The sequence below is a fragment of the Tenacibaculum sp. 47A_GOM-205m genome (assembly GCF_000518405.1).
In the GTDB taxonomy this organism is placed as follows: Bacteria; Bacteroidota; Bacteroidia; order Flavobacteriales; family Flavobacteriaceae; genus Polaribacter; species Polaribacter lutimaris.
The window spans coordinates 58,150-78,775 of sequence record NZ_JADN01000008.1 but is presented as its reverse complement, the minus strand read 5'-3'; the positions used below and the strand labels follow the sequence as shown (position 1 = coordinate 78,775).

20 protein-coding genes and 2 tRNA genes are annotated in these 20,626 nt (G+C 33.2%); 11 read left to right on the top strand and 11 right to left on the bottom strand.

Going from position 1 to position 20,626, the window contains the following annotated elements; genetic code table 11:
- Positions 1-2: 2 nt before the first annotated feature.
- From N534_RS0109125 to thiL, 4 genes are all read right to left on the bottom strand, one after another.
- On the bottom strand, positions 3-869 hold the full coding sequence (locus N534_RS0109125) for a YicC/YloC family endoribonuclease (RefSeq protein ID WP_231517316.1): 867 nt from the start codon (positions 867-869) through the stop codon (positions 3-5).
- Positions 870-900: 31 nt separating this feature from the next.
- The gene (locus N534_RS0109120) at positions 901-1,800 is read right to left on the bottom strand and encodes a DMT family transporter (RefSeq protein ID WP_028892194.1); all 900 of its coding nucleotides are present in this window, start codon (positions 1,798-1,800) and stop codon (positions 901-903) included.
- 151 nt (positions 1,801-1,951) lie between these two features.
- Positions 1,952-2,422 carry a peptidoglycan-binding protein LysM gene (gene lysM, locus N534_RS0109115; RefSeq protein WP_028892193.1) on the bottom strand — a complete coding sequence of 157 codons (471 nt, stop codon included), beginning with the start codon at positions 2,420-2,422 and terminating at the stop codon, positions 1,952-1,954.
- A gap of 158 nt (positions 2,423-2,580) precedes the next feature.
- Entirely contained in the window at positions 2,581-3,627 is a 1,047-nt protein-coding gene (thiL, locus tag N534_RS0109110) for a thiamine-phosphate kinase (RefSeq protein ID WP_028892192.1), read from the bottom strand.
- 139 nt (positions 3,628-3,766) lie between these two features.
- Here thiL and N534_RS14660 point away from each other — a divergent pair, with 139 nt between their 5' ends.
- From N534_RS14660 to N534_RS0109065, 9 genes are all read left to right on the top strand, one after another.
- Positions 3,767-5,119, top strand: a complete 1,353-nt coding sequence (locus N534_RS14660; protein WP_081728306.1) for a choice-of-anchor B family protein — start codon at positions 3,767-3,769, stop codon at positions 5,117-5,119.
- A 13-nt stretch (positions 5,120-5,132) separates the two neighbouring features.
- Positions 5,133-6,455, top strand: a complete 1,323-nt coding sequence (locus N534_RS0109100; protein ID WP_028892191.1) for a hypothetical protein — start codon at positions 5,133-5,135, stop codon at positions 6,453-6,455.
- A gap of 4 nt (positions 6,456-6,459) precedes the next feature.
- A complete protein-coding gene (locus N534_RS0109095) occupies positions 6,460-7,218 on the top strand; it encodes an MbnP family protein (RefSeq protein ID WP_028892190.1) in 759 nt (252 codons plus the stop codon).
- A 2-nt stretch (positions 7,219-7,220) separates the two neighbouring features.
- A complete protein-coding gene (locus N534_RS0109090) occupies positions 7,221-8,288 on the top strand; it encodes a cytochrome-c peroxidase (protein ID WP_028892189.1) in 1,068 nt (355 codons plus the stop codon).
- A 136-nt stretch (positions 8,289-8,424) separates the two neighbouring features.
- Positions 8,425-8,754 carry an iron-sulfur cluster assembly accessory protein gene (locus tag N534_RS0109085; RefSeq protein ID WP_028892188.1) on the top strand — a complete coding sequence of 110 codons (330 nt, stop codon included), beginning with the start codon at positions 8,425-8,427 and terminating at the stop codon, positions 8,752-8,754.
- 33 nt (positions 8,755-8,787) lie between these two features.
- Positions 8,788-10,236, top strand: coding sequence for a Fe-S cluster assembly protein SufB (gene sufB, locus N534_RS0109080; RefSeq protein WP_028892187.1), 1,449 nt, complete (start codon positions 8,788-8,790; stop codon positions 10,234-10,236).
- 76 nt (positions 10,237-10,312) lie between these two features.
- Positions 10,313-11,062 (top strand): Fe-S cluster assembly ATPase SufC, encoded by a 750-nt coding sequence (sufC, locus tag N534_RS0109075; RefSeq protein ID WP_028892186.1) that lies wholly within the window; start codon positions 10,313-10,315, stop codon positions 11,060-11,062.
- A 42-nt stretch (positions 11,063-11,104) separates the two neighbouring features.
- The gene (gene sufD / locus N534_RS0109070) at positions 11,105-12,418 is read left to right on the top strand and encodes a Fe-S cluster assembly protein SufD (protein ID WP_028892185.1); all 1,314 of its coding nucleotides are present in this window, start codon (positions 11,105-11,107) and stop codon (positions 12,416-12,418) included.
- 36 nt (positions 12,419-12,454) lie between these two features.
- A complete protein-coding gene (locus N534_RS0109065) occupies positions 12,455-12,658 on the top strand; it encodes a hypothetical protein (protein ID WP_028892184.1) in 204 nt (67 codons plus the stop codon).
- A 58-nt stretch (positions 12,659-12,716) separates the two neighbouring features.
- Here N534_RS0109065 and N534_RS0109060 read toward each other — a convergent pair whose 3' ends face one another.
- The 5 genes from N534_RS0109060 to N534_RS0109040 form a co-directional block, all read right to left on the bottom strand.
- Entirely contained in the window at positions 12,717-13,088 is a 372-nt protein-coding gene (locus N534_RS0109060; protein ID WP_028892183.1) for a VOC family protein, read from the bottom strand.
- A 13-nt stretch (positions 13,089-13,101) separates the two neighbouring features.
- Positions 13,102-13,548 (bottom strand): SRPBCC domain-containing protein, encoded by a 447-nt coding sequence (locus N534_RS0109055; protein ID WP_028892182.1) that lies wholly within the window; start codon positions 13,546-13,548, stop codon positions 13,102-13,104.
- Positions 13,549-13,610: 62 nt separating this feature from the next.
- Complete coding sequence (locus N534_RS0109050; RefSeq protein ID WP_028892181.1) at positions 13,611-14,276, bottom strand: hypothetical protein; 666 nt, start codon at positions 14,274-14,276, stop codon at positions 13,611-13,613.
- Between the two features lie 120 nt (positions 14,277-14,396).
- Positions 14,397-15,605: a 2-oxoglutarate dehydrogenase complex dihydrolipoyllysine-residue succinyltransferase gene (gene odhB, locus N534_RS0109045; RefSeq protein WP_028892180.1), complete on the bottom strand. Its 1,209-nt coding sequence runs from the start codon at positions 15,603-15,605 to the stop codon at positions 14,397-14,399.
- 117 nt (positions 15,606-15,722) lie between these two features.
- Positions 15,723-18,449, bottom strand: coding sequence for a 2-oxoglutarate dehydrogenase E1 component (locus tag N534_RS0109040; RefSeq protein WP_028892179.1), 2,727 nt, complete (start codon positions 18,447-18,449; stop codon positions 15,723-15,725).
- 273 nt (positions 18,450-18,722) lie between these two features.
- Between N534_RS0109040 and N534_RS0109035 the strand changes: the two genes are divergently transcribed.
- Positions 18,723-18,799: transfer RNA gene (locus N534_RS0109035), tRNA-Asn, on the top strand.
- Positions 18,800-18,857: 58 nt separating this feature from the next.
- A tRNA-Asn gene (locus N534_RS0109030) sits at positions 18,858-18,934 on the top strand.
- A 146-nt stretch (positions 18,935-19,080) separates the two neighbouring features.
- On the opposite strand, the gene N534_RS0109025 is transcribed toward N534_RS0109030, so the two are convergent.
- Complete coding sequence (locus tag N534_RS0109025; protein WP_028892178.1) at positions 19,081-19,851, bottom strand: 3-hydroxybutyrate dehydrogenase; 771 nt, start codon at positions 19,849-19,851, stop codon at positions 19,081-19,083.
- A complete protein-coding gene (locus N534_RS0109020; RefSeq protein WP_028892177.1) occupies positions 19,844-20,626 on the bottom strand; it encodes an alpha/beta fold hydrolase in 783 nt (260 codons plus the stop codon). The genes N534_RS0109025 and N534_RS0109020 overlap by 8 nt, the downstream gene beginning before the upstream one ends.

Here is a 20,626-nt window from a genome sequence, read left to right as displayed (position 1 = left end):
TTTTATAAAACGTTTAAAATTTGCTCTTTTATTTTTTCTAACTCGTCTTTCATTTGAATAACTAATTTTTGTATCGGTGCAAAATTAGCTTTTGATCCTGTTGTGTTGATTTCTCTTCCGATTTCCTGTACAATAAATCCTAATTTTTTTCCATTTGAATCTTCTGTTGCTAATTGTTGTAAGAAATATTCTAAGTGATTAGCTAAACGTACTTTTTCTTCGTTAATATCTAACTTTTCTAAATAGTAAATTAACTCTTGTTCAAAACGATTTTCATCAACCTCAACTTTTAAATCTGTTAATGCTTTTTGCAAACGTTCTTTAACATGTTCTATTCTATCACCATCTAACTTTTTAACTTCTTCTAAAGCTGATTGAATATTTGCTATTCTTGTTTTAAAATCTTCTTCTAACGATTGTGCTTCGTCTCTTCTATATTGAATAATTTCCTTTAAAGCTTCATCAATATGAATATCTATTTGCTTCCACTCTTCTTCATCTAATTCTTCGCGTTCTGTTTTTAATGCATCTGGCATTCTTACTGCCATTTTCATTAACTCTACATCATTAGAAGAACCTACTTGTGTTACATTTCTTAACTGTTGCATATACTCTCGTACCACACCAGTATTTACCGTAGTTGAAGTTTCATCCGCAGTCATTTCTACATAAATAGAAAAATCTACCTTACCTCGTACCAAACTGCTTGCTAGTTTTTTACGAACATCTAGTTCTTTTTCTCTGTAATAAGAAGGAATTCGAGTGTTTAAGTCTAAATTTTTACTGTTTAACGATTTAATTTCAATCGTAACTTTTTTAGAAGGTAGATGTAGTACGGATTTACCATACCCCGTCATAGATTGTATCATAACTTCGGTTTAATAATCGGCAAAGATACGTTTATTTATTGGGAGTTTCAGCAGGACGCTTTGTTACTAAAAATACTCCAAAAAATATTAATAACGCAGCTCCTATTTTAACGACATCTAAATGATCACTTCCTACTATCAATGCATAAATAGCCGCTACTACAGGTTGCAAGTACATAAAAACACTTACTGTTGTTGGTTTTAATTTTGACAAAGCAAATAAGTTAAACAAGTAAGTAATACAGGTCGTAAACAACACCACAAAACCTGCTTTTAAGAAAATTGAAACGGGCATTGTTTGCCACTGTACTTCTAACAATTCAAAGAAACCAAAAGGAAGCACCATTATTAACCCAAAAAGATATAGCCACTTTACAAAAACTATGGGATTGTATTTTGTTATTAGTTTTTTTACAACCACCAAATACATACCATACGACGCTGCATTAATAAACACCAAGAAGTTACCTAACACCATATTTGTTGCCCCTCCTTTAAGTGGATTTCCATAAGCTATTAAAATTACAGCTCCCACCATACCAACAACAACTCCCACAATTTTTCTTAAAATAAGCTTCTCTTTTAAAAGAATACTAGCAAAAATCAATACTAAAATAGGCGTAGTTACCATCATTACCGATGCATTAATTGGTGTTGTATAACTTAGCCCTTTAAAAAAAGTTAGCATGTTAAAAGCAATACCAAAAAAAGCCGCCATTGCCACTCTTTTATAATCTGCTTTCTCTATAGATGGTGCTTTTACAAAAAGCCCTAACAACCAAAAAATTATAGCTGCTCCTCCAACACGAAGTAATATGAAACCGAAAGGTTGAATATATCCTTCCATCACTTCCTTGGCCACTGTAAATGTAACTCCGTAAATAAGTGTTGCAATAGATGCTGCCGTAAGTGCTAACGCTCTTTGGTTCATTTTTCTAGTTTTAAAAACAGCTGCAAAGATGACAATTAATTTCTTCTTTTCTGTTACTTTTTTAACCTATACTCACAACTAAATAACATATTTTACAACTAAAAAAGCACTGCAAATGCAGTGCTTTTCCCTTTGGTTGATTAACTTTTGATTAGTCCACTAAAGGTGGTATTCTTAATACTTGCCCTGGATAAATTTTATCTGGGTGTGTTAACATTGGTTTGTTTGCTTCGAAAATTACAGGATACTTCATTGCATCACCATAAAACTCTTTTGCAATTTTACTTAATGAATCTCCACTAACTACTGTATGAAACTGAGCCATAGCAGCTTCTTCAATAACCTCAACTTCTTTAACTGTCATATTATCCTCTACAGAAGCAATCCCTTCAGTATTTCCTACTACTAAAACTACTTTCTCTTTTGTAGCTAAATCTGCTGCTTCTCCTGTAACAGCAGCTTTATCGTCATCTACATTAATTGCTAGATTCTCAACAGAAAGCTCTAATTTATGTACTGCATCTACTAATTTCGCAGCCTTTTCAGCAGCTTCTTCTTCAGTTGTTTTTCCTACACCAAAAACTTTAGCTCCGGCATTTTTAATAAATGAAAAAATTCCCATTCTCTTTTTTGATTTTTTGTTAATATTCAATTTTCTGTCTGACCAAGATACAATTTTTATACCAGAATATATGATCTTAAATAATTTAAAGATGTTATTTTTCTAAACTAAAAAAGCACACTGACATAGTGTGCTTTATAAAAAATATTTTCTCTTAATTAATCTTTAAAAGAATTCCAACCTTGAGCTTTTAATTCAATTTCTTGATTAGCACGAGTTACTAAATTTATTCCTTGGTCTTTCTCTGTAATATGACCAATAACTGTTAAATTGGGATTTCCTTTTATTTTATCGTAATCATCAATTGAAACTGTAAACAACAATTCATAATCTTCTCCTCCACTTAAAGCAATCATCGTACTATCCATATTAAATTCTTCTGAAGTGGCAATCACTTGTGGATCTAACGGTAATTTATCCTCATAAATTTTACATCCTGTTTTACTCTGGGTGCAGATATGCATAATTTCAGAAGATAACCCATCTGAAATATCTATCATAGAAGTTGGCTTTACTTCCAATTCTTTTAACAACTCAGAAATATCTTTACGCGCTTCTGGCTTTAATTGACGCTCAATTATATACGTGTAATTATCTAAATCAGGTTGATTTTGAGGATTCACCTGAAATACTTGTTTTTCTCTCTCTAAAACTTGCAATCCTAAATATGCAGCACCTAAATCACCAGAAACTACAATTAAATCTGTTGGTTTAGCTCCATTTCTATATACAATATCCTCTTTTTTTGCTGTTCCAATCGCAGTAATAGAAATAAGAATTCCTTTGGTTGACGAAGTAGTATCCCCTCCAATTAAATCAACTTTATACGTATCACATGCTAACTGAATTCCTGCATACAACTCTTCAATAGCCTCTAAAGGAAAACGATTAGACACTGCTATTGATACTGTAATTTGTTCGGCTGTTGCATTCATTGCGTATACATCAGACAAATTCACCATTACAGCTTTATAACCTAAGTGCTTTAACGGCATATAGCTCAAATCAAAATGCACCCCTTCTACTAACAAATCTGTTGTAATAACAGTTTCTTTATCAGATGCACTAATTACAGCAGCATCATCTCCAACACCTTTTATTGTTGAAGAATGGTACATTTTAAAGTGTTTTGTTAAATGGTTGATTAATCCGAACTCTCCAAGTTCAGCCAACGAAGTTCTTTCTTGGTTTTTATCTTCTAACATGTTGCAAAGATAATGACAAGTAAATAAACAAACTCATTTCCTTCAATGAATCCACATAAAATAAAAATAGGGTTTTGCTGTTTTTGAATGTTATATCTACAGTTAATTACCTAATTTAGTGCTTTTAAAATCCCTTTTCATGAAACTTTATAAAATTATTTTCTTTTTTATTTGTTTTGCAGCATTTGCAGCTTGTTCTTCTCCTAAAATAAAACTTATTGATGAAGACCTAGATAACGATGGAATAGTAAACACAAAAGATAACTGTCCTGATACTGCTAACCCCAATCAAGAAGATACAGACAATGATGGCATTGGTGATGTATGCGATAGTGATAATGGTGTAACTACAAATAAAATTCCTTGTGAAAATGGTTTTGCAGGGCAATTTCCTTGTAACGGTTATGACTTACTACTTCATATTCCAATAAACACTTTTCAAGCTGCTGAAGGAAATGATTGCTGGGGATGGACAGATTCCACAACCAACAAAGAATATGCTATTATGGGATTAGATAACGGTACTGCCTTTATTGATATTACCAACACTGAAAACCCTATATATTTAGGAAAACTACCTACAGCAACCATTAGCAGTCCATGGAGAGATATTAAAGTATATAACAATCATGCGTTTATTGTTGCCGATAATAACAGAGGAGATAATGCTCACGGAATGCAGGTTTTTGATTTAACTAGGCTTCGTAACGTAAGTAATCCTCCTGCAACCTTTACTACTGATGCACATTTTACAACTTTTGGTAAAGCACACAACATTGTAATTAATGAAGATTCAGGATTTGCCTACGTAGTTGGCAGCACACAATATAGTGGCGGACCACTTTTTATTAATATACAGGACCCAAAAAATCCAGTTTCAGCTGATGGGTATGCTGCTGACGGATATTCTCACGATGCACAAGTAATCAACTATAAAGGTCCTGATAGTGATTATACAGGAAAGGAAATTTTAGTAGGAAGTAATGGAGAAGTAAATGGAACTAATGAAGTTGTAGTAGTTGATGTTACCAATAAAGCCAACCCTGTTAATATTTCTAAGATTTCCTATAACAATGAAGCTTACACACATCAAGGATGGTTTACCGATGATCAACGTTATTTTATTGTTGGCGACGAATATGATGAGTTAAAAGGAAATGTAAGTAAAACAAGAATTTTAATTTTTGATATGCTTGATTTAGACAATCCTCAGTTATTAAATGAATACTATGGACCTACAGAAGCTATTGACCATAATGGGTATGTAAAAAACAATACTTTTTACCTAGCTAATTACAGAGCTGGCGTTAGAATGCACGACATTTCAAACATTGCTTCAGGAACAATGACTGAAATAGGGTATTTTGATACTTATCCTGAAAACAATAACCCTGATTTTAATGGGGTTTGGAGTGTGTATCCTTTCTTTAACAGTGGAAATATTGTAGTGAGTGATATTGAAAAAGGATTATTTATTTTGAAGAAAAAATAACCTTAACCATTTTATGAAATTTACTAAATTTTATATCGTTTTTATATTACTGATTATATCTTGTTCTAAAGATGATAATCCTCCAACCAATAACTATTCGGGCACTATTCAATCTATAAAAACATATGGAGGTACGTTAAACGAAGCTGGGCATTCAGTAATTAGTACTACTGATGGAGGTTATGCTGTTATTGGACACACTCAAAGCACTGATTACGATATTACCGACAAAACAAACAGTAGTTATGATTATTGGCTACTAAAATTCAATAGTAACAACGAATTAACTTGGACTAAAACCTATGGAGGGAGTGATGACGATCGTGGCAAAGATATCATCCAAACTGCTGATGGAGGCTTTTTAATCACTGGATTTAGTAGAAGTATTGATGGAGATGTAACTGAAAACTTCGGTTCTTATGATTTTTGGCTACTAAAAACCGACAGTAACGGGAACTTACTTTGGCAAAAAACTTATGGTTTTTCTGGAACCGATCAAGCTTTTTCAATAATTCAAACTTCTGATAACGGTTTTTTACTCAGTGGCACGTTAGACGTAAGTGCTTCTGGAGGCGAAGGAAACTCTCGTAGTACTAATAGGCATGCAGGAGGTGACTATTGGGTGATAAAACTCGATTCTAATGGAGAAAAACAATGGTCTCGCTACTATGGTGGTACGTTTACCGATACCCTATACGATGTGATAGAAACTCAAAATAATAATTTTTTATTGGTAGGTTCTAGCGACAGCGATGATGTTGACATTTCAAATAACCGAGGTAGTTATGATTTCTGGGTGGTAAAAATTAACAATCAAGGTGAGCTTCTTTGGGAAAAAAATTATGGCGGTAGTGAAATAGATGAAGCTTTTGCTATTACCAAAACACCTCAAAATAATTTTATTCTTACAGGCAATACTAGAAGTAATAATCAACAAGTGAGCAGCAACCATGGTTCTTCAGATATTTGGGCTATTGAAATTAACACGGATGGAGATTTAATCTGGCAAAAAACATACGGAGGAACTTCATTTGATGTTTCTAAAGGAATTATTCCTGCTCTAGATGGTGGTTTCTTTATCGTAGGAAATTCAAGAAGTAGTGATAAAAACCTTACGAATAACAACGGAAATAACGATATTTGGGTGCTAAAAATAGCTACTAACGGAAAACTCGAATGGCAAAAATCTATTGGAGGTAGTGAAATTGATACTGCCAACGGAATTGTTCAATTAAATAATCAAGAGATTATTGTGGTTGGGGAGTCTTGGAGTTCAAATTATGATATTGAAACCAACAAAGGTTTTTCTGATTTAGTAGTTGTTAACATAAAATAAACCAATGAAAAAAATAATCCTTACTATATTCAGTTTAGTTATACTTTCTTGTAGCTCAGACAATGACGAACCTATTAAAGAAATTTCAGTAAAATTGAAATTTACCCAAAACTGGGATGGTACAATCATTGAAAGATCTGATTTAGAAAACACTGAGTTTACCAATAAAACAGGAAGTAAATTAACCATAAGTAGACTACGTTATTTAATTTCTCGCGTAAGTCTTGTTAACGGCGCTAGCGACACTACTAAATTTGATAGTTATAAACTAGTAGACATTAACAAACCTGATAATTTAACACTAGCTCTTCCAGAAAAAATATCAGAAGGAAGTTATAAACTGCTATTTACTTTTGGCTTCATTGATAAAGACAATATAAGCAGTGCTTATACCGACTTAAACTCTGTAGATTGGAATGTGCCTGATATGATGGGTGGAGGATATCATTTTATGCAACTAGATGGTCAATACAAAGATACTTTAGGCGTAAAAAATCCTTACAACTTCCATGCAGTTAGAGCTTACAACAGTGAAAAAGACTCTATTGTTGACACTTCTATTTCAATTGAAACAGGCTCAATCTTGTTAAAAAACAACGCTACTATTGAAATTAAAATGAATGCAGCCGGATGGTTTAAATCCCCTAACGACTGGAATTTAAACGAAAAAAGCGTTGATTTGATGGGTGATTTTGAGGCTCAAAAAGATATTTCTGAAAACGGAAGAAGTGGTGTTTTTAGTTTAGGAACCATTACACAATAAACATGAAACAAAAAAGTATATACCTATTTTCATTCTTATTTCTTTTAATGAGTTGCTCCTCAAAAGAAGAAATAGAAAATGTATATACTCCAGTCCAAGTAAGTTTAAAAATCCCCGAAATTTTTCAGCAAAAATTAATTGCCCCAATTATCCCAACAAATAATCCGTTAACCGAAGAAGGAATTGCTTTGGGCAAAAAATTATTTTTTGACCCTATTTTATCAAAAGACAACACACAATCTTGTGCCTCTTGTCATAATCCCAAAAAAGCTTTTACTGATAATACTCGTTTTAGTGAAGGTGTTGATGGCAAACTAGGAACGCGAAACTCAATGCCCTTATTTAATTTAGCATGGAATTTTGACGAACGTTTTATGTGGGATGGAAAAGAGTTCAGCATCGAACATCAGGCTTTTTCACCCGTTCGAAATCCAATTGAAATGCATAGCAACTGGAAGAATGTTGCAGAAAAACTACAAGAACATACTGAATACCCAACACTTTTTCAGCAAGCTTTTGGAACCTCTAAAATAGATTCAACTCATGTAACAAAAGCAATTGCTCAGTTTGAGAGAACTTTGATTTCAGGAAGCTCAAAATTTGATCAATACCTTTTAGGTAAGACTGAATTAACTCCTGAAGAATTGAACGGTTTTAATGTTTTCATGGATGAAGCTCGCGGTGATTGTTTTCATTGTCATGGTAGCGACAACAATCCACTTTGGACAGACAATCAATTTCATAACAACGGGCTAGACGAAACCTTTAATGATTTAGGTTTAGGTGCTGTTACAGGAGATCCAAATGACAATGGAAAGTTTAAAAGTCCTTCACTACGAAACTTAGCTTTTACCGCTCCCTATATGCACGATGGTAGATTTACTACTTTAGATGAGGTAATTAATCACTATTCTGAAGGATTAAAACAATCATTAACTATCGATCCTTTGATGAAAAAAGTAAACCAAGGAGGTGTTCAACTTTCAGACAAAGACAAAGCCGATTTAAAAACTTTTCTTTTGAGTCTTTCTGATAATAATTTTATAAACAATCCTGATTTTCAGCAATAATATAACAATAATTTACTACAGGCTTTAAGGTATAAACAAATTTTATTGTTTAATAACTATATTCATTTCAAAACATGATATAAATCATATTTTGTCATTATCTTTGCAATTCACTTAGATTTAATCTATTTAAACGATGATAAAAGTTTCAGACACAGCAAAAAAGAAAGTCATTGAACTAATGACGGATGATGGATTTGATACTACAACCGACTTTGTTCGTGTTGGAGTAAAAAGTGGTGGTTGTTCAGGATTATCATACGACTTAACTTTTGACAAAACCCAACAAGAAAATGATAAAGTTTTTGAAGACAATGAGGTAAAAATTGTTGTCGATAAAAAAAGCTTTTTATACTTAGTGGGTACAACTTTAGAATATTCTGGAGGTTTAAACGGTAAAGGTTTTGTGTTTAACAATCCTAATGCTAACAGAACTTGTGGTTGTGGAGAAAGCTTTTCTCTATAAAACCTATACATCAAAAAGAATACAAAAAAACTGATGAGTAAATACACCGAGGACGATTTAAGAGAAGAATTAAAAACCAAAGAATACGAGTACGGTTTTTATACTGATATTGAAAGTGAAAAGTTTCCTAATGGGATAAACGAGGATGTCGTTCGTGCCATTTCTAAAAAGAAGAACGAGCCAGAATGGATGACTGAATGGCGTTTAGAAGCCTTTAGAATTTGGGAACAAATGGAAGAACCAGAGTGGGCTAATGTTACCTATAAAAAACCGAGTTTTCAAGATATTTCTTACTACTCAGCACCTAAAAAGAAACCTAAATTAAACAGCTTAGATGAGGTTGACCCTGATTTACTAGCCACTTTTGAAAAATTAGGAATTTCTCTAGAGGAACAAAAGAAATTAGCTAACGTAGCAGTTGATATTGTAATGGATTCTGTTTCTGTAGCTACTACTTTTAAAGAAACACTTGCTGAAAAAGGAATTATTTTTATGCCTATTTCTGAAGCAATTCAAGAGCACCCAGAATTAGTAAAAAAATATATTGGTTCAGTTGTACCACCAACTGATAACTTTTATGCTGCATTAAACTCAGCAGTATTCTCTGACGGATCTTTCTGTTATATTCCAAAAGGGGTTCGTTGTCCAATGGAACTATCAACTTACTTCCGTATTAACGAAGGAGGAACAGGGCAATTTGAGCGTACTTTAGTTGTTGCTGACGAAAGTAGTTATGTTTCGTATTTAGAAGGATGTACCGCTCCACAACGTGACGAAAATCAATTACACGCAGCAGTTGTTGAGCTTATTGCTTTAGACAATGCTGAAATAAAATATTCAACAGTTCAAAACTGGTTTCCTGGTGATTCAGAAGGAAAAGGTGGTGTTTTCAACTTTGTAACTAAAAGAGGGTTGTGTGAAACCAATGCTAAAATTTCTTGGACTCAGGTTGAAACAGGATCAGCAATTACATGGAAATATCCTAGTTGTGTTTTAAAAGGAAACAATTCTGTTGGTGAATTTTACTCAATTGCAGTTACCAATAACCACCAGCAAGCAGATACAGGTACCAAGATGATTCACTTAGGAAAAAATACAAAATCAACTATTATTTCTAAGGGAATTTCTGCTGGAAAATCACAAAATAGTTACCGCGGATTAGTTCAGATTAATTCTAGAGCAGAAAACGCGCGTAACTTCTCGCAATGTGATTCTTTATTAATGGGTAATGAGTGTGGTGCTCACACCTTCCCTTACATTGAAGTAAAAAATAAATCGGCTCAAATAGAACACGAAGCTACCACTAGTAAAATTGGTGAAGACCAATTATTCTATTGTAACCAACGTGGTATTGATACCGAGAAAGCCATTGCATTAATTGTAAACGGATTTAGTAAAGAAGTACTAAATAAGTTACCAATGGAGTTTGCTGTAGAAGCTCAAAAATTATTAGAAATTAGTTTAGAAGGAAGTGTTGGATAATTAACGTATCTGTTAATTTGAAAACTTCAAAATAATAAAAATGCTTTTTGATAAAAAAGCGAAATGACATAGAAACATGTTAAAAATAGAAAACTTACACGCACAAGTAGAAGGTAAAGATATTCTTAAAGGGATTAACTTAGAAGTAAAAGCAGGAGAGGTTCATGCAATTATGGGACCTAACGGTGCTGGTAAAAGTACCTTATCATCTGTAATTGCTGGTAATGAAACTTACGAAATGACTTCTGGTTCTATTGAATTAGAAGGTGTAGATATTAGCGAATTAGCTCCTGAAGAAAGAGCACATGCAGGTGTATTTTTATCATTCCAGTATCCTGTAGAAATTCCTGGAGTAACTGTTACGAATTTTATCAAAACTGCTATTAACGAATCTCGTAAAGCAAAAGGTTTAGAAGAAATGCCTGCTAAAGACATGTTAAAAAAGATTCGTGAAAAATCAGAATTGTTAGAAATCGATCGTAAGTTCTTATCTCGTTCATTAAACGAAGGTTTTTCTGGAGGTGAAAAAAAACGTAATGAGATTTTTCAAATGGCAATGTTAGAGCCTAAACTAGCTATTTTAGATGAAACAGATTCTGGTTTAGATATCGACGCACTACGTATTGTTGCTAATGGAGTTAATAAATTAAAATCTAAAGACAACGCAGTAGTAGTTATTACACACTACCAACGTTTATTAGATTATATCGTTCCTGACTATGTACACGTTTTACACGATGGAAAAATCGTTAAAACAGGAGATGCTTCTCTTGCTTTAGAACTTGAAGAAAAAGGATACGATTGGATTAAAAACGAATTAGCGTAATTAATTTTAATTACCGCTAGGATGTAATGACAGTAAGAAACAATGGAGTTAAAAGAAAAAATATTATCATCATACGTAGCTTTTGAAAACGGTATAAACATCAACTCTGATTTACACGAAATTAGAACAAAAGCACTACAGAACTTTGAAAAGTTAGGGTTTCCTACTAAAAAGTTAGAAGCTTGGAAATACACTTCTTTAAATTCAATTTTAAAAGAAGATTACAGCATATTTCCTGATCGTGAAGCCGCAGTAGAATTAGCAGATGTAAAGAAGTATTTTATTCATGAAATTGACAGCTATAAAATTGTTTTTGTAGATGGTAAATACAGTTCTTTCTTATCAAGCACTACTCATGACGGAAAAGATGTTTGTTTATTATCAGCTGCTTTTTCAAAAGACAAATACAAACCCGTAATAGAGAAGTATTTTAATAAAATAGCTAAGCAAGATAATTTAACTTCTTTAAACACTGCATTTGCTTCCGAAGGTGCTTTTATTCACATTCCTAAAAATGTTGAAGTTGAAAAACCTATTCAAATTATCAACTTTAATACAGGAAAAGAAAATGCAGCAATGTTACAACCTCGTAACTTAATTGTTGTTGAAAAAAATGCACATGTTCAAATTATAGAACGTCATCAAAACCTTAATAGTAATGCTGTTTTAACAAATTCTGTAACTGAAATTTTTACAGATACACATGCTACAGTAGACTATTATAAGATTCAAAACGACAATGAAAATGCTTCTTTAGTAGACAACACTTACATTGAGCAACAAAAAGAGAGTACCTGTTCTGTACACACCTTCTCTTTCGGTGGAAATATTACTCGTAATAATTTAAATTTCTATCAAAAAGGAGAGCATATCAACTCAATTTTGAAAGGAATTACCATTATTGAAGGTAAGCAACATGTAGATCATCATACTTTGGTTAATCATATTGAACCTAATTGTGAGAGCCACCAAGACTATAAAGGTATTTACGGAGATCGCTCTACTGGAGTGTTTAACGGAAAAGTTATTGTTGAAAAGGAAGCTCAAAAAACCAATGCTTATCAACAAAACAACAATATATTAATTAGTGATAAAGCTACCATAAATGCTAAACCACAGTTAGAAATTTTTGCTGATGATGTTAAGTGTTCACATGGTTGTACTATTGGTCAATTAGACGACCAAGCATTATTTTATATGCAACAAAGAGGAATTCCTAAAAAGGAAGCGAACGCTTTATTAATGTATGCTTTTGCCAACACAGTTTTAGAAAGTGTTAAAATACCTGAAGTTAAAAAAAGAATTACCCAATTAATTGCTAATAAATTAGGCGTTAATATTGGTTTTGAACTATAAGTTGTTTTTTCATATCTTTATGAAAAACAATTAATTATGGGTAAAAACTTTAAATCAATAGTATTAATTGCTGGCATCGTAATTTTAGCTTATGGAGTTTATACTCTTATACAACCAGAAACTCAACTTTCTGTAGGAGATGTGGATTTATTAAAAGTACAAGACAATACTGGCTCATATATTACCATAATTATTGGTATAGTAGCTATTGCCTTTAGTTCTTTTTGGGGTAAGAAGTAGAAGTTATAACAATAAAATAAAAAGCGGAAAAACTTATATAAGTTTTCCGCTTTTTATTTTACACATGTTGATCTATTAAAATGGTATTTCCATCAGGGTCAAAGAATATAATACTTGCGGGACCTGAAGTGCCTTCGTCAACTTCTCTTTTCAATTTGATGTGATTTTCTTTTAAATGTTGCTGAATGGTTCTTACATCATCAAAATCATCTAACTTGTTTGCACTTTCATCCCACCCTGGATTAAACGTAAGAATATTATTTTCAAACATACCTTGAAACAAACCAATTAACGAATTCCCATTTTTCATAATCAAATAATTCTTTTCTATTTGACCTGCAAAAACTGTAAACCCTAACATTTCATAAAACTCTTTCGATTTATCAATATCCTTCACCGATAAACTAATTGAAAACGCCCCTAGTTTCATATTATATATCTTTTTAATTTCTATCTTCAAAAGGTATAATGATTCCTTTTTCAACGTAATTTTTAAGTCCATTTAGTAATAATGCCCAACAATACGAAGAGTGTTTAAAATGATCATTCTCTTCTATCCAACCAGTGTGAAAAAAGTGTACCCAAGTGATTCCATCATCCTTTTCATACAAGTTAAAACCAAACGTTGTAGGACTCCAATCTTTATCAGACTTTGTCATTTTTATGTAAAAAGAAGAATGTTCTTCATATTTTACTACTTCACCATACCAATTATAAGGTTCTCCAAAAAAGAAATTATATTCAGCTCCAAGTTTAGGTATACCGGTACACTTAAGCGGCCACCAATGCACCAAGTCTTGAGGATTGGTAATAGCCTTAAAAACTTCATTAGACAATGCCTTTATAGGAAAATTATGATAAACGGTAAATCCTTCTTTAATGACTTTCATAATCACCTGATTTTATAGATACTAAAGTTACTAAAAAATTAAATCAAAATAAAAACCCCGTCTTATCTATAAACATTATTTATAAATAATATCCTTTTCACAAAATAATCGTTTACATCAATATCATTCATGAGAATATAATTTGACATTGTATTAGGATGAATTGGATCAGCAGTAATTTGGATGTAGTGAAGATAGTTTTTAATAAATTCTGATTTGTTAGATATCTTTTTTAAAGCCTTTATATACAATCCTGAAAGATGTACCTGAACTCTATCCTTTTTCAAAAGCTCAAGTGTTTTATCCTTATTATCACAGCAAAATATGGTTGATTCTGTATATCCAATCGTATTATTTATTGTTAAGTATTTATACCTTTCTTTTATTAAAAATCCTTTTTTTTCTGAAGAAGGCAGCCTTTTTTCAATCCAAGCAGAATCTGGAACACAATATATATGTAGCTTAAAGTTATTTTCTTTAAAACTACCTCTACTTTTTTCTAGAACCGAATAATTTTCTTCAACAATAGCTTCTAGAAACTCTTTATAAGCATTTTCTAATGTAACATTCGGATATTCCTTTTTTAACGTATTGGTTTCAAAATCTTTTAGAAGTGAGTTTAAAATTTTTACATTTTCTTGTCCAAATTCATTTTCAAATTCAACTTGTTGAGAGTAGGTGTTAAAAGAAGCTATGAGCAAACAAATTATAAATACAATATTTTTCATTTCAAGCAATTAAAAAGCATTTCAACTAATATAATTATTTATCATCTAGAATCAAAACTAAATAAAAAAATCCCGCACTATCTGTGCGGGATTTAGATATTTATAAGTCGAAATTTTCGACTACATTTCTAATGCTTTAGTAGGATTGTTATCCATTAACAATTCTACTGGATTTTCTAAGGCTTCCTTAACAGCTACTAAGAACCCAACAGACTCACGACCATCAATAATTCTGTGGTCATATGATAATGCTACATACATAATTGGCTGAATAACTACCTCTCCATTCACCGCCATTGGACGATTTACAATGTTATGCATCCCTAAAATTCCACTTTGTGGAGGGTTGATAATTGGTGTAGATAACATAGAACCAAATACACCACCGTTAGTGATTGTAAAAGTACCACCTGTCATTTCATCCACTGTGATTTGTCCATCACGTGCACGTAATGCTAAACGCTTTACTTCACTTTCAACACCTCTAAACGTTAAGTTTTCTGCGTTTCTAATTACAGGTACCATTAATCCTTTAGGTCCTGATACTGCAATAGAAATATCTTGGAAATCGTGACTTATTTTGTAATCTCCATCTATCATAGAGTTTACATCTGGATACATTTTTAAAGCTCTTACAACTGCTAAGGTAAAGAATGACATAAACCCTAAACCTACTCCGTGTTTCGCTTTAAACTCTTCTTTATACTCGTTACGTAAGTCGAATATTGGTTGCATGTTTACTTCGTTAAACGTAGTTAACATTGCTGTTTCATTCTTTACAGAAACTAAACGCTCAGCAACCTTACGACGTAACATAGATAATTTCTTACGCTCACTAGTACGTGCACCTGTACCTGGAGTTCCCATTGATGGAACTGCCTTTACAGCATCTTCTTTTGTTACACGACCATCTTTACCAGTTCCTTTAACGTCAGCTGCACTCATTCCTTTTTCAGCTAAAACTTTCTTAGCTGCTGGAGATGCTGTACCTGTAGCATACGTTTCTTTAGCAGGCTCAGCTTTTGGCGCCTCTTTTTTCTCTTCAGCTTTTGGTGTCTCTGCTTTTGGTGCTGCTGCTCCATCAGGTTTTGCAGCACTCATATCAATATGACAAACTACAGCTCCTACTGCTACAGCATCACCTTCTTCAGCTTTTAAAGTGATTATTCCGCTTTCTTCCGCAGGCAATTCTAACGTTGCTTTGTCAGAATCTACTTCGGCAATTGGTTGATCTTTCTCAACGTAATCACCATCTTCAACTAACCAAGTTGCGATTTCTACTTCTGTAATTGATTCCCCCGGAGAAGGAACTTTCATTTCTAAAACCATCAGTTCTAAATTTTATATATCTGAATTATTTTATTTCTTTTATTTGGGCGTTTCCCTATCGGGTCGGGCTTTTCGCGCTACACGGTAGCTTGCTTCAATCCCTAACGCATTTATTTTTTAATCAAAAACCTTATCAATAATAGCTTGATGACGTCTTCTAAAACGTGCACTTGAACCTGCTGCTGGTGCCGAACGATACTCTTCTGAAGCACATTCTAACCTAGCTAATTCAAAACGTTCTAACATATAACTCCAAGCTCCCATATTTTTAGGTTCTTCTTGTGCCCAAACGTAACGCTCTACATTTGGATACTTATCCATCACCTTTTTAATTTTATCGTTATGTAATGGGAATAACTGTTCAATACGAATTAAAGCTACATCTTCTCTACCAAGTTTTTCACGCTCTTCTAATAAATCATAGTAAAACTTCCCTGTACAGAACACCATTTTCTTAGCTTTAGAAGTATCAATCGTATCATCAATTACTTCTTGGAAAGTTCCGTTTGCTAAATCTTCAATAGGGTTTACTGCTCTTGGTAAACGTAATAAACTCTTTGGAGTGAAAACAACTAATGGTTTTCTAAAGTCACGTTTCATTTGACGACGCAAAATGTGGTACATATTTGCTGGTGTAGAACAGTTTGCTATTGTCCAGTTATCTGTTGATGATGATTGTAAGAAACGTTCAATTCTACCTGATGAATGCTCTGGTCCTTGACCTTCGTACCCATGAGGTAATAACATTACCAATCCGTTTTGTAACTTCCATTTATCTTCTGCTGAAGAAATATATTGGTCGAACATAATTTGTGCTCCGTTGGCGAAATCACCAAACTGAGCTTCCCAAATTGTTAACGTATTAGGAGTTGCCATAGCATACCCATAGTCGAAACCTAACACTCCATATTCTGATAAATGAGAGTTGTAAATAGTCATCTCTCCTTTATTCTTAGGGTTTGTATTTAATAAGTTAACACGTTCTAAGGTTTCCTCATCACGCATAATTGCATGACGGTGAGAGAATGTTCCTCTTTCTACATCTTCTCCAGAAATACGAACATCATATCCTTCTTCTAATAACGTACCATACGCTAAATTTTCAGCAGTACCCCAATCTAACAAGTTATCTTCAAAAACCATTTTTTCACGGCCGTTTAAAATACGTTCTGCTTTACGAACGAATTTATGTCCTTCTGGTGTTTTTGAAATAACTCTTGCAATTCCTTTTAAGTCTTCTACCGAGTAAGTTGTATCTACAGGTTGCAACATATCTTGCAACTGTTTGCGTACAAAACCTTTCCAAACATCAGGCATAAACTCTTGAACTTTTGCTGTTTCTTTCTTTTTAGACTCAGCAAACTCAGTTTCTAAATGTGCCTTAAATTCTTCAGTAATCTCTTTTAGATATTCTGTAGTAATACTACCTTCTGCAATTAATTTATTAGCATAAATTTCTCTAGCGTTTTTATGCTTAGAAATTGCTTTATATAGTTTAGGTTGGGTAAAACGAGGTTCATCTCCTTCGTTATGACCGTACTTACGATATCCTAATAAATCAATAAAAATGTCTTTATTGAATTTCATACGATATTCAACTGCCATTTCCATTGCGTGACAAACAGCCTCTGCATCATCGGCATTTACATGTAATACTGGTGATAAAGTTACTTTAGCAACGTCTGTACAATACGTACTTGAACGTGCATCTAAATAGTTAGTAGTAAATCCTACTTGGTTGTTCACTACTACATGAATAGTACCTCCAGTTTTGTATCCGTTTAATTGTGCCATTTGCACAACTTCGTATACAATTCCTTGACCTGCAATTGCAGCATCTCCGTGCACTAAGATTGGAAGGATTTTGTTTTCATTTCCTTCGTAATCTTTATCTATTTTAGCTCTAACAATTCCTTCAGCAACAGCATCTACTGTTTCTAAATGAGATGGGTTAGGAACTAAATTCATTTTCATTTTTTGACCTCCTTGATACGCTTTACTTAAGGTTAACCCTAAGTGATACTTCACATCTCCATCAATATCTTGGTCTTCAAAATCTTTCCCTTCAAACTCGCTAAATAAATCGCGAATTGGTTTTTTAAAGATGTTTACTAAGGTATTCAAACGTCCACGGTGTGCCATTCCTAACACACATTCTTCTACCCCATACAATTCAGCTGCATCTCTAAGCGCTACACTTACCCCAGGAATTAATGTTTCACCTCCTTCAACAGAGAAACGCTTTTGTCCTACATATTTTGTTTGCAAGAAGCTTTCAAAAGTTGACGCTTGGTTTAATTTGGTAAGAATATACTTTTTCGATTCTACATCATAATTAGGATGGTTTGCATTTTTGTTTAAACGCTCATTCCACCACTTTAACTCTTCAGGGTTGCGTACATACATATACTCAACTCCGATGCTCTCACAGAATACAGATTTTAAATAATCTATAATCTCAGCTAAACTTTTAGGACCTATACCTAAAATTTCACCTGCATTAAAAACTGTGGATAAATCTCCTTGATTTAACCCAAAGTTCTCAATTTCTAACGTTGGTGTATAAGTTCTTCTGTTACGAACTGGATTTGTTTTTGTAAACAAATGTCCACGTGTACGGTAACCGTTGATTAAATCGATTACTAAAAATTCTTTATGTACTTCTTCAGGGACTTCTACCGAAACTTCTTCATCTGTTAATGAATAATTCTCGTTAGCCAAATCATATCCTTGAAAAAAACTTCTCCAACTTGGTTCTACCGCATCAGGATTTTTTTGATATTGTTCATACAAATCACCTATAAAACCTGCGTGTGCTGCGTTTAAGAACGAAAACTTGTCCATATATTTTGTTATACTTTTCTGTCTATAAGAATAATGTTGACAAAAGTACAACTTTTAACAAATATAGCACTCCTTTTTAGCCTAATTTTAAACTCTTTAACGAGTTTTTAGTTTTTGTTAAATTTGAGTTAAAGACACCTCTTTTCATCAAAAATAAAGCACTGAATTTCAGCATTAAGAAAAAATAGTTTTACTTTTTACTAAAAATAATTTGCAGATATAAAAAAAGGACTTAAATTTGCACTCGCATTTTAAGACAAGTATGTTTTAAATTCCTCAATAGCTCAGTTGGTTAGAGCATCTGACTGTTAATCAGAGGGTCCCTGGTTCGAGTCCAGGTTGAGGAGCCAAAGGCAACGTAGAAGCCGATAATTTCTACAACACATATAGATTGTTCTACAAGAACATTCCTCAATAGCTCAGTTGGTTAGAGCATCTGACTGTTAATCAGAGGGTCCCTGGTTCGAGTCCAGGTTGAGGAGCCAAAAAAATCCGATTTACATTGTAAATCGGATTTTTCATTTTACCTAAACTTAAAATTATACAAAAGCCCAACCTACTAACAATTTAGTAAGCTAGACTTCTGCTCTTGTATATACTAAATTAATGAAACAAAGATTTTCATTAAACTTTACTGCGCACTCCAGCCACCGTCTAAAGCAAATGAAGTTCCAGTAATAGTTGAAGAAGTGTCTTTTGCTAACAATAGAGCCATATCTGCAATCGTTTCTAACGAAACAAACTGCTTTACTGCTTGTTTTTTTAGCATTACTTTTTCAACTACTTCTTCTTCTGACATATGGTGCGCTTTGGCTTGATCTTTTATTTGCCCTTCTACTAACGGTGTTTTTACATATCCAGGACAAATTGCGTTACAGGTTATATTATGAGGCGCACCTTCCAACGCTAAAACCTTAGTCATACCAATTACACCATGTTTTGCTGTCACATACGCTGTTTTAAACTCAGAAGCTCTTAACCCATGAACTGACGAAACATTGATAATTCTACCAAATTTCTGATCTTTCATAAAGCTCCACGCCTTTTTTGAAGCATAGAAAGCAGCATTCATATTAATAGCAATAATATTTTCATACTTATTATTAGGGAAATCTTCTATTGGAGCTACATACTGTATTCCCGCATTATTAATCAACACATGCAGCCCTCCAAATACTTTTATTGTTTGCTCTATTAATTCTTCAACCTCATCAGCAACAAGTAAATTCGCATTTGAAAAAGAAACTTTTACATTATACTTATCTCCTACGCTTTTTGCTATTGTATCTCCATCTGCTTCCAAACCATGAAACATAATATTGTAACCCGCTTTCGCAAAAGCTTCTGCAACACCTAAACCGATACCGCTAGTACTTCCTGTTATCAACGCTACTTTATTCATGATTCAGAAAATTTTCGAGTATTTTATTAAAAGCCTCTGGTTGATCTATTACCGCTCCATGTCTTGAGTTTTCAATCACAGACAGCGTTGCATTTGGCATTCTCTTTACATATTCTTCCTTGAAAGAAACAGGCGTATAATCCATATCAGAAGCTACCACTAGTGTTCTAACTGTAATGTCATTTAATCTATCTCCTAAACCCCAATTCATCAACGTAACAAATGAGTTATAATACGCGCTATAATCATTCTCCTTGCACCTTTCTTCAAATTGGTTTCTTATTTCAATTTGATTACCTTCAGGAAACATGTTATAAGCAATTTCTTTAGCCAAAGGAAGTAATCCTTTAGTTTTTAAAAACTCTGTTCGTGAACTCAACAACTCTTCACCTATTTTACCCATATTATTAAAATCGGGACCACTATTTACAATAACCAGATTATTAATATACTCAGGATAACTGGAAGCCAATTGAAAAGCTACTGCTCCTCCCATAGAAAAACCTACAACCGTGGCTTTTTCTATTTTTAAAACATCTAGTAATTGTTTAATATCTTCGGTCATGAACTCGACTCCGTAATCTTTAGAGGGAATAGAAGTTTTTCCATGCCCTCTAAGATCTACTACCACAACACGATACTTTTTTGAAAAGAAAGGGATTTGCGCATCCCAATCTGCTTTGGTAGAACCTAATCCATGAAGAAACAAAAGAACCTCGCCTTTTCCATACTCTTCATAATCAAGCTCTATATTGTTTACTTTTACTTTCGGCAT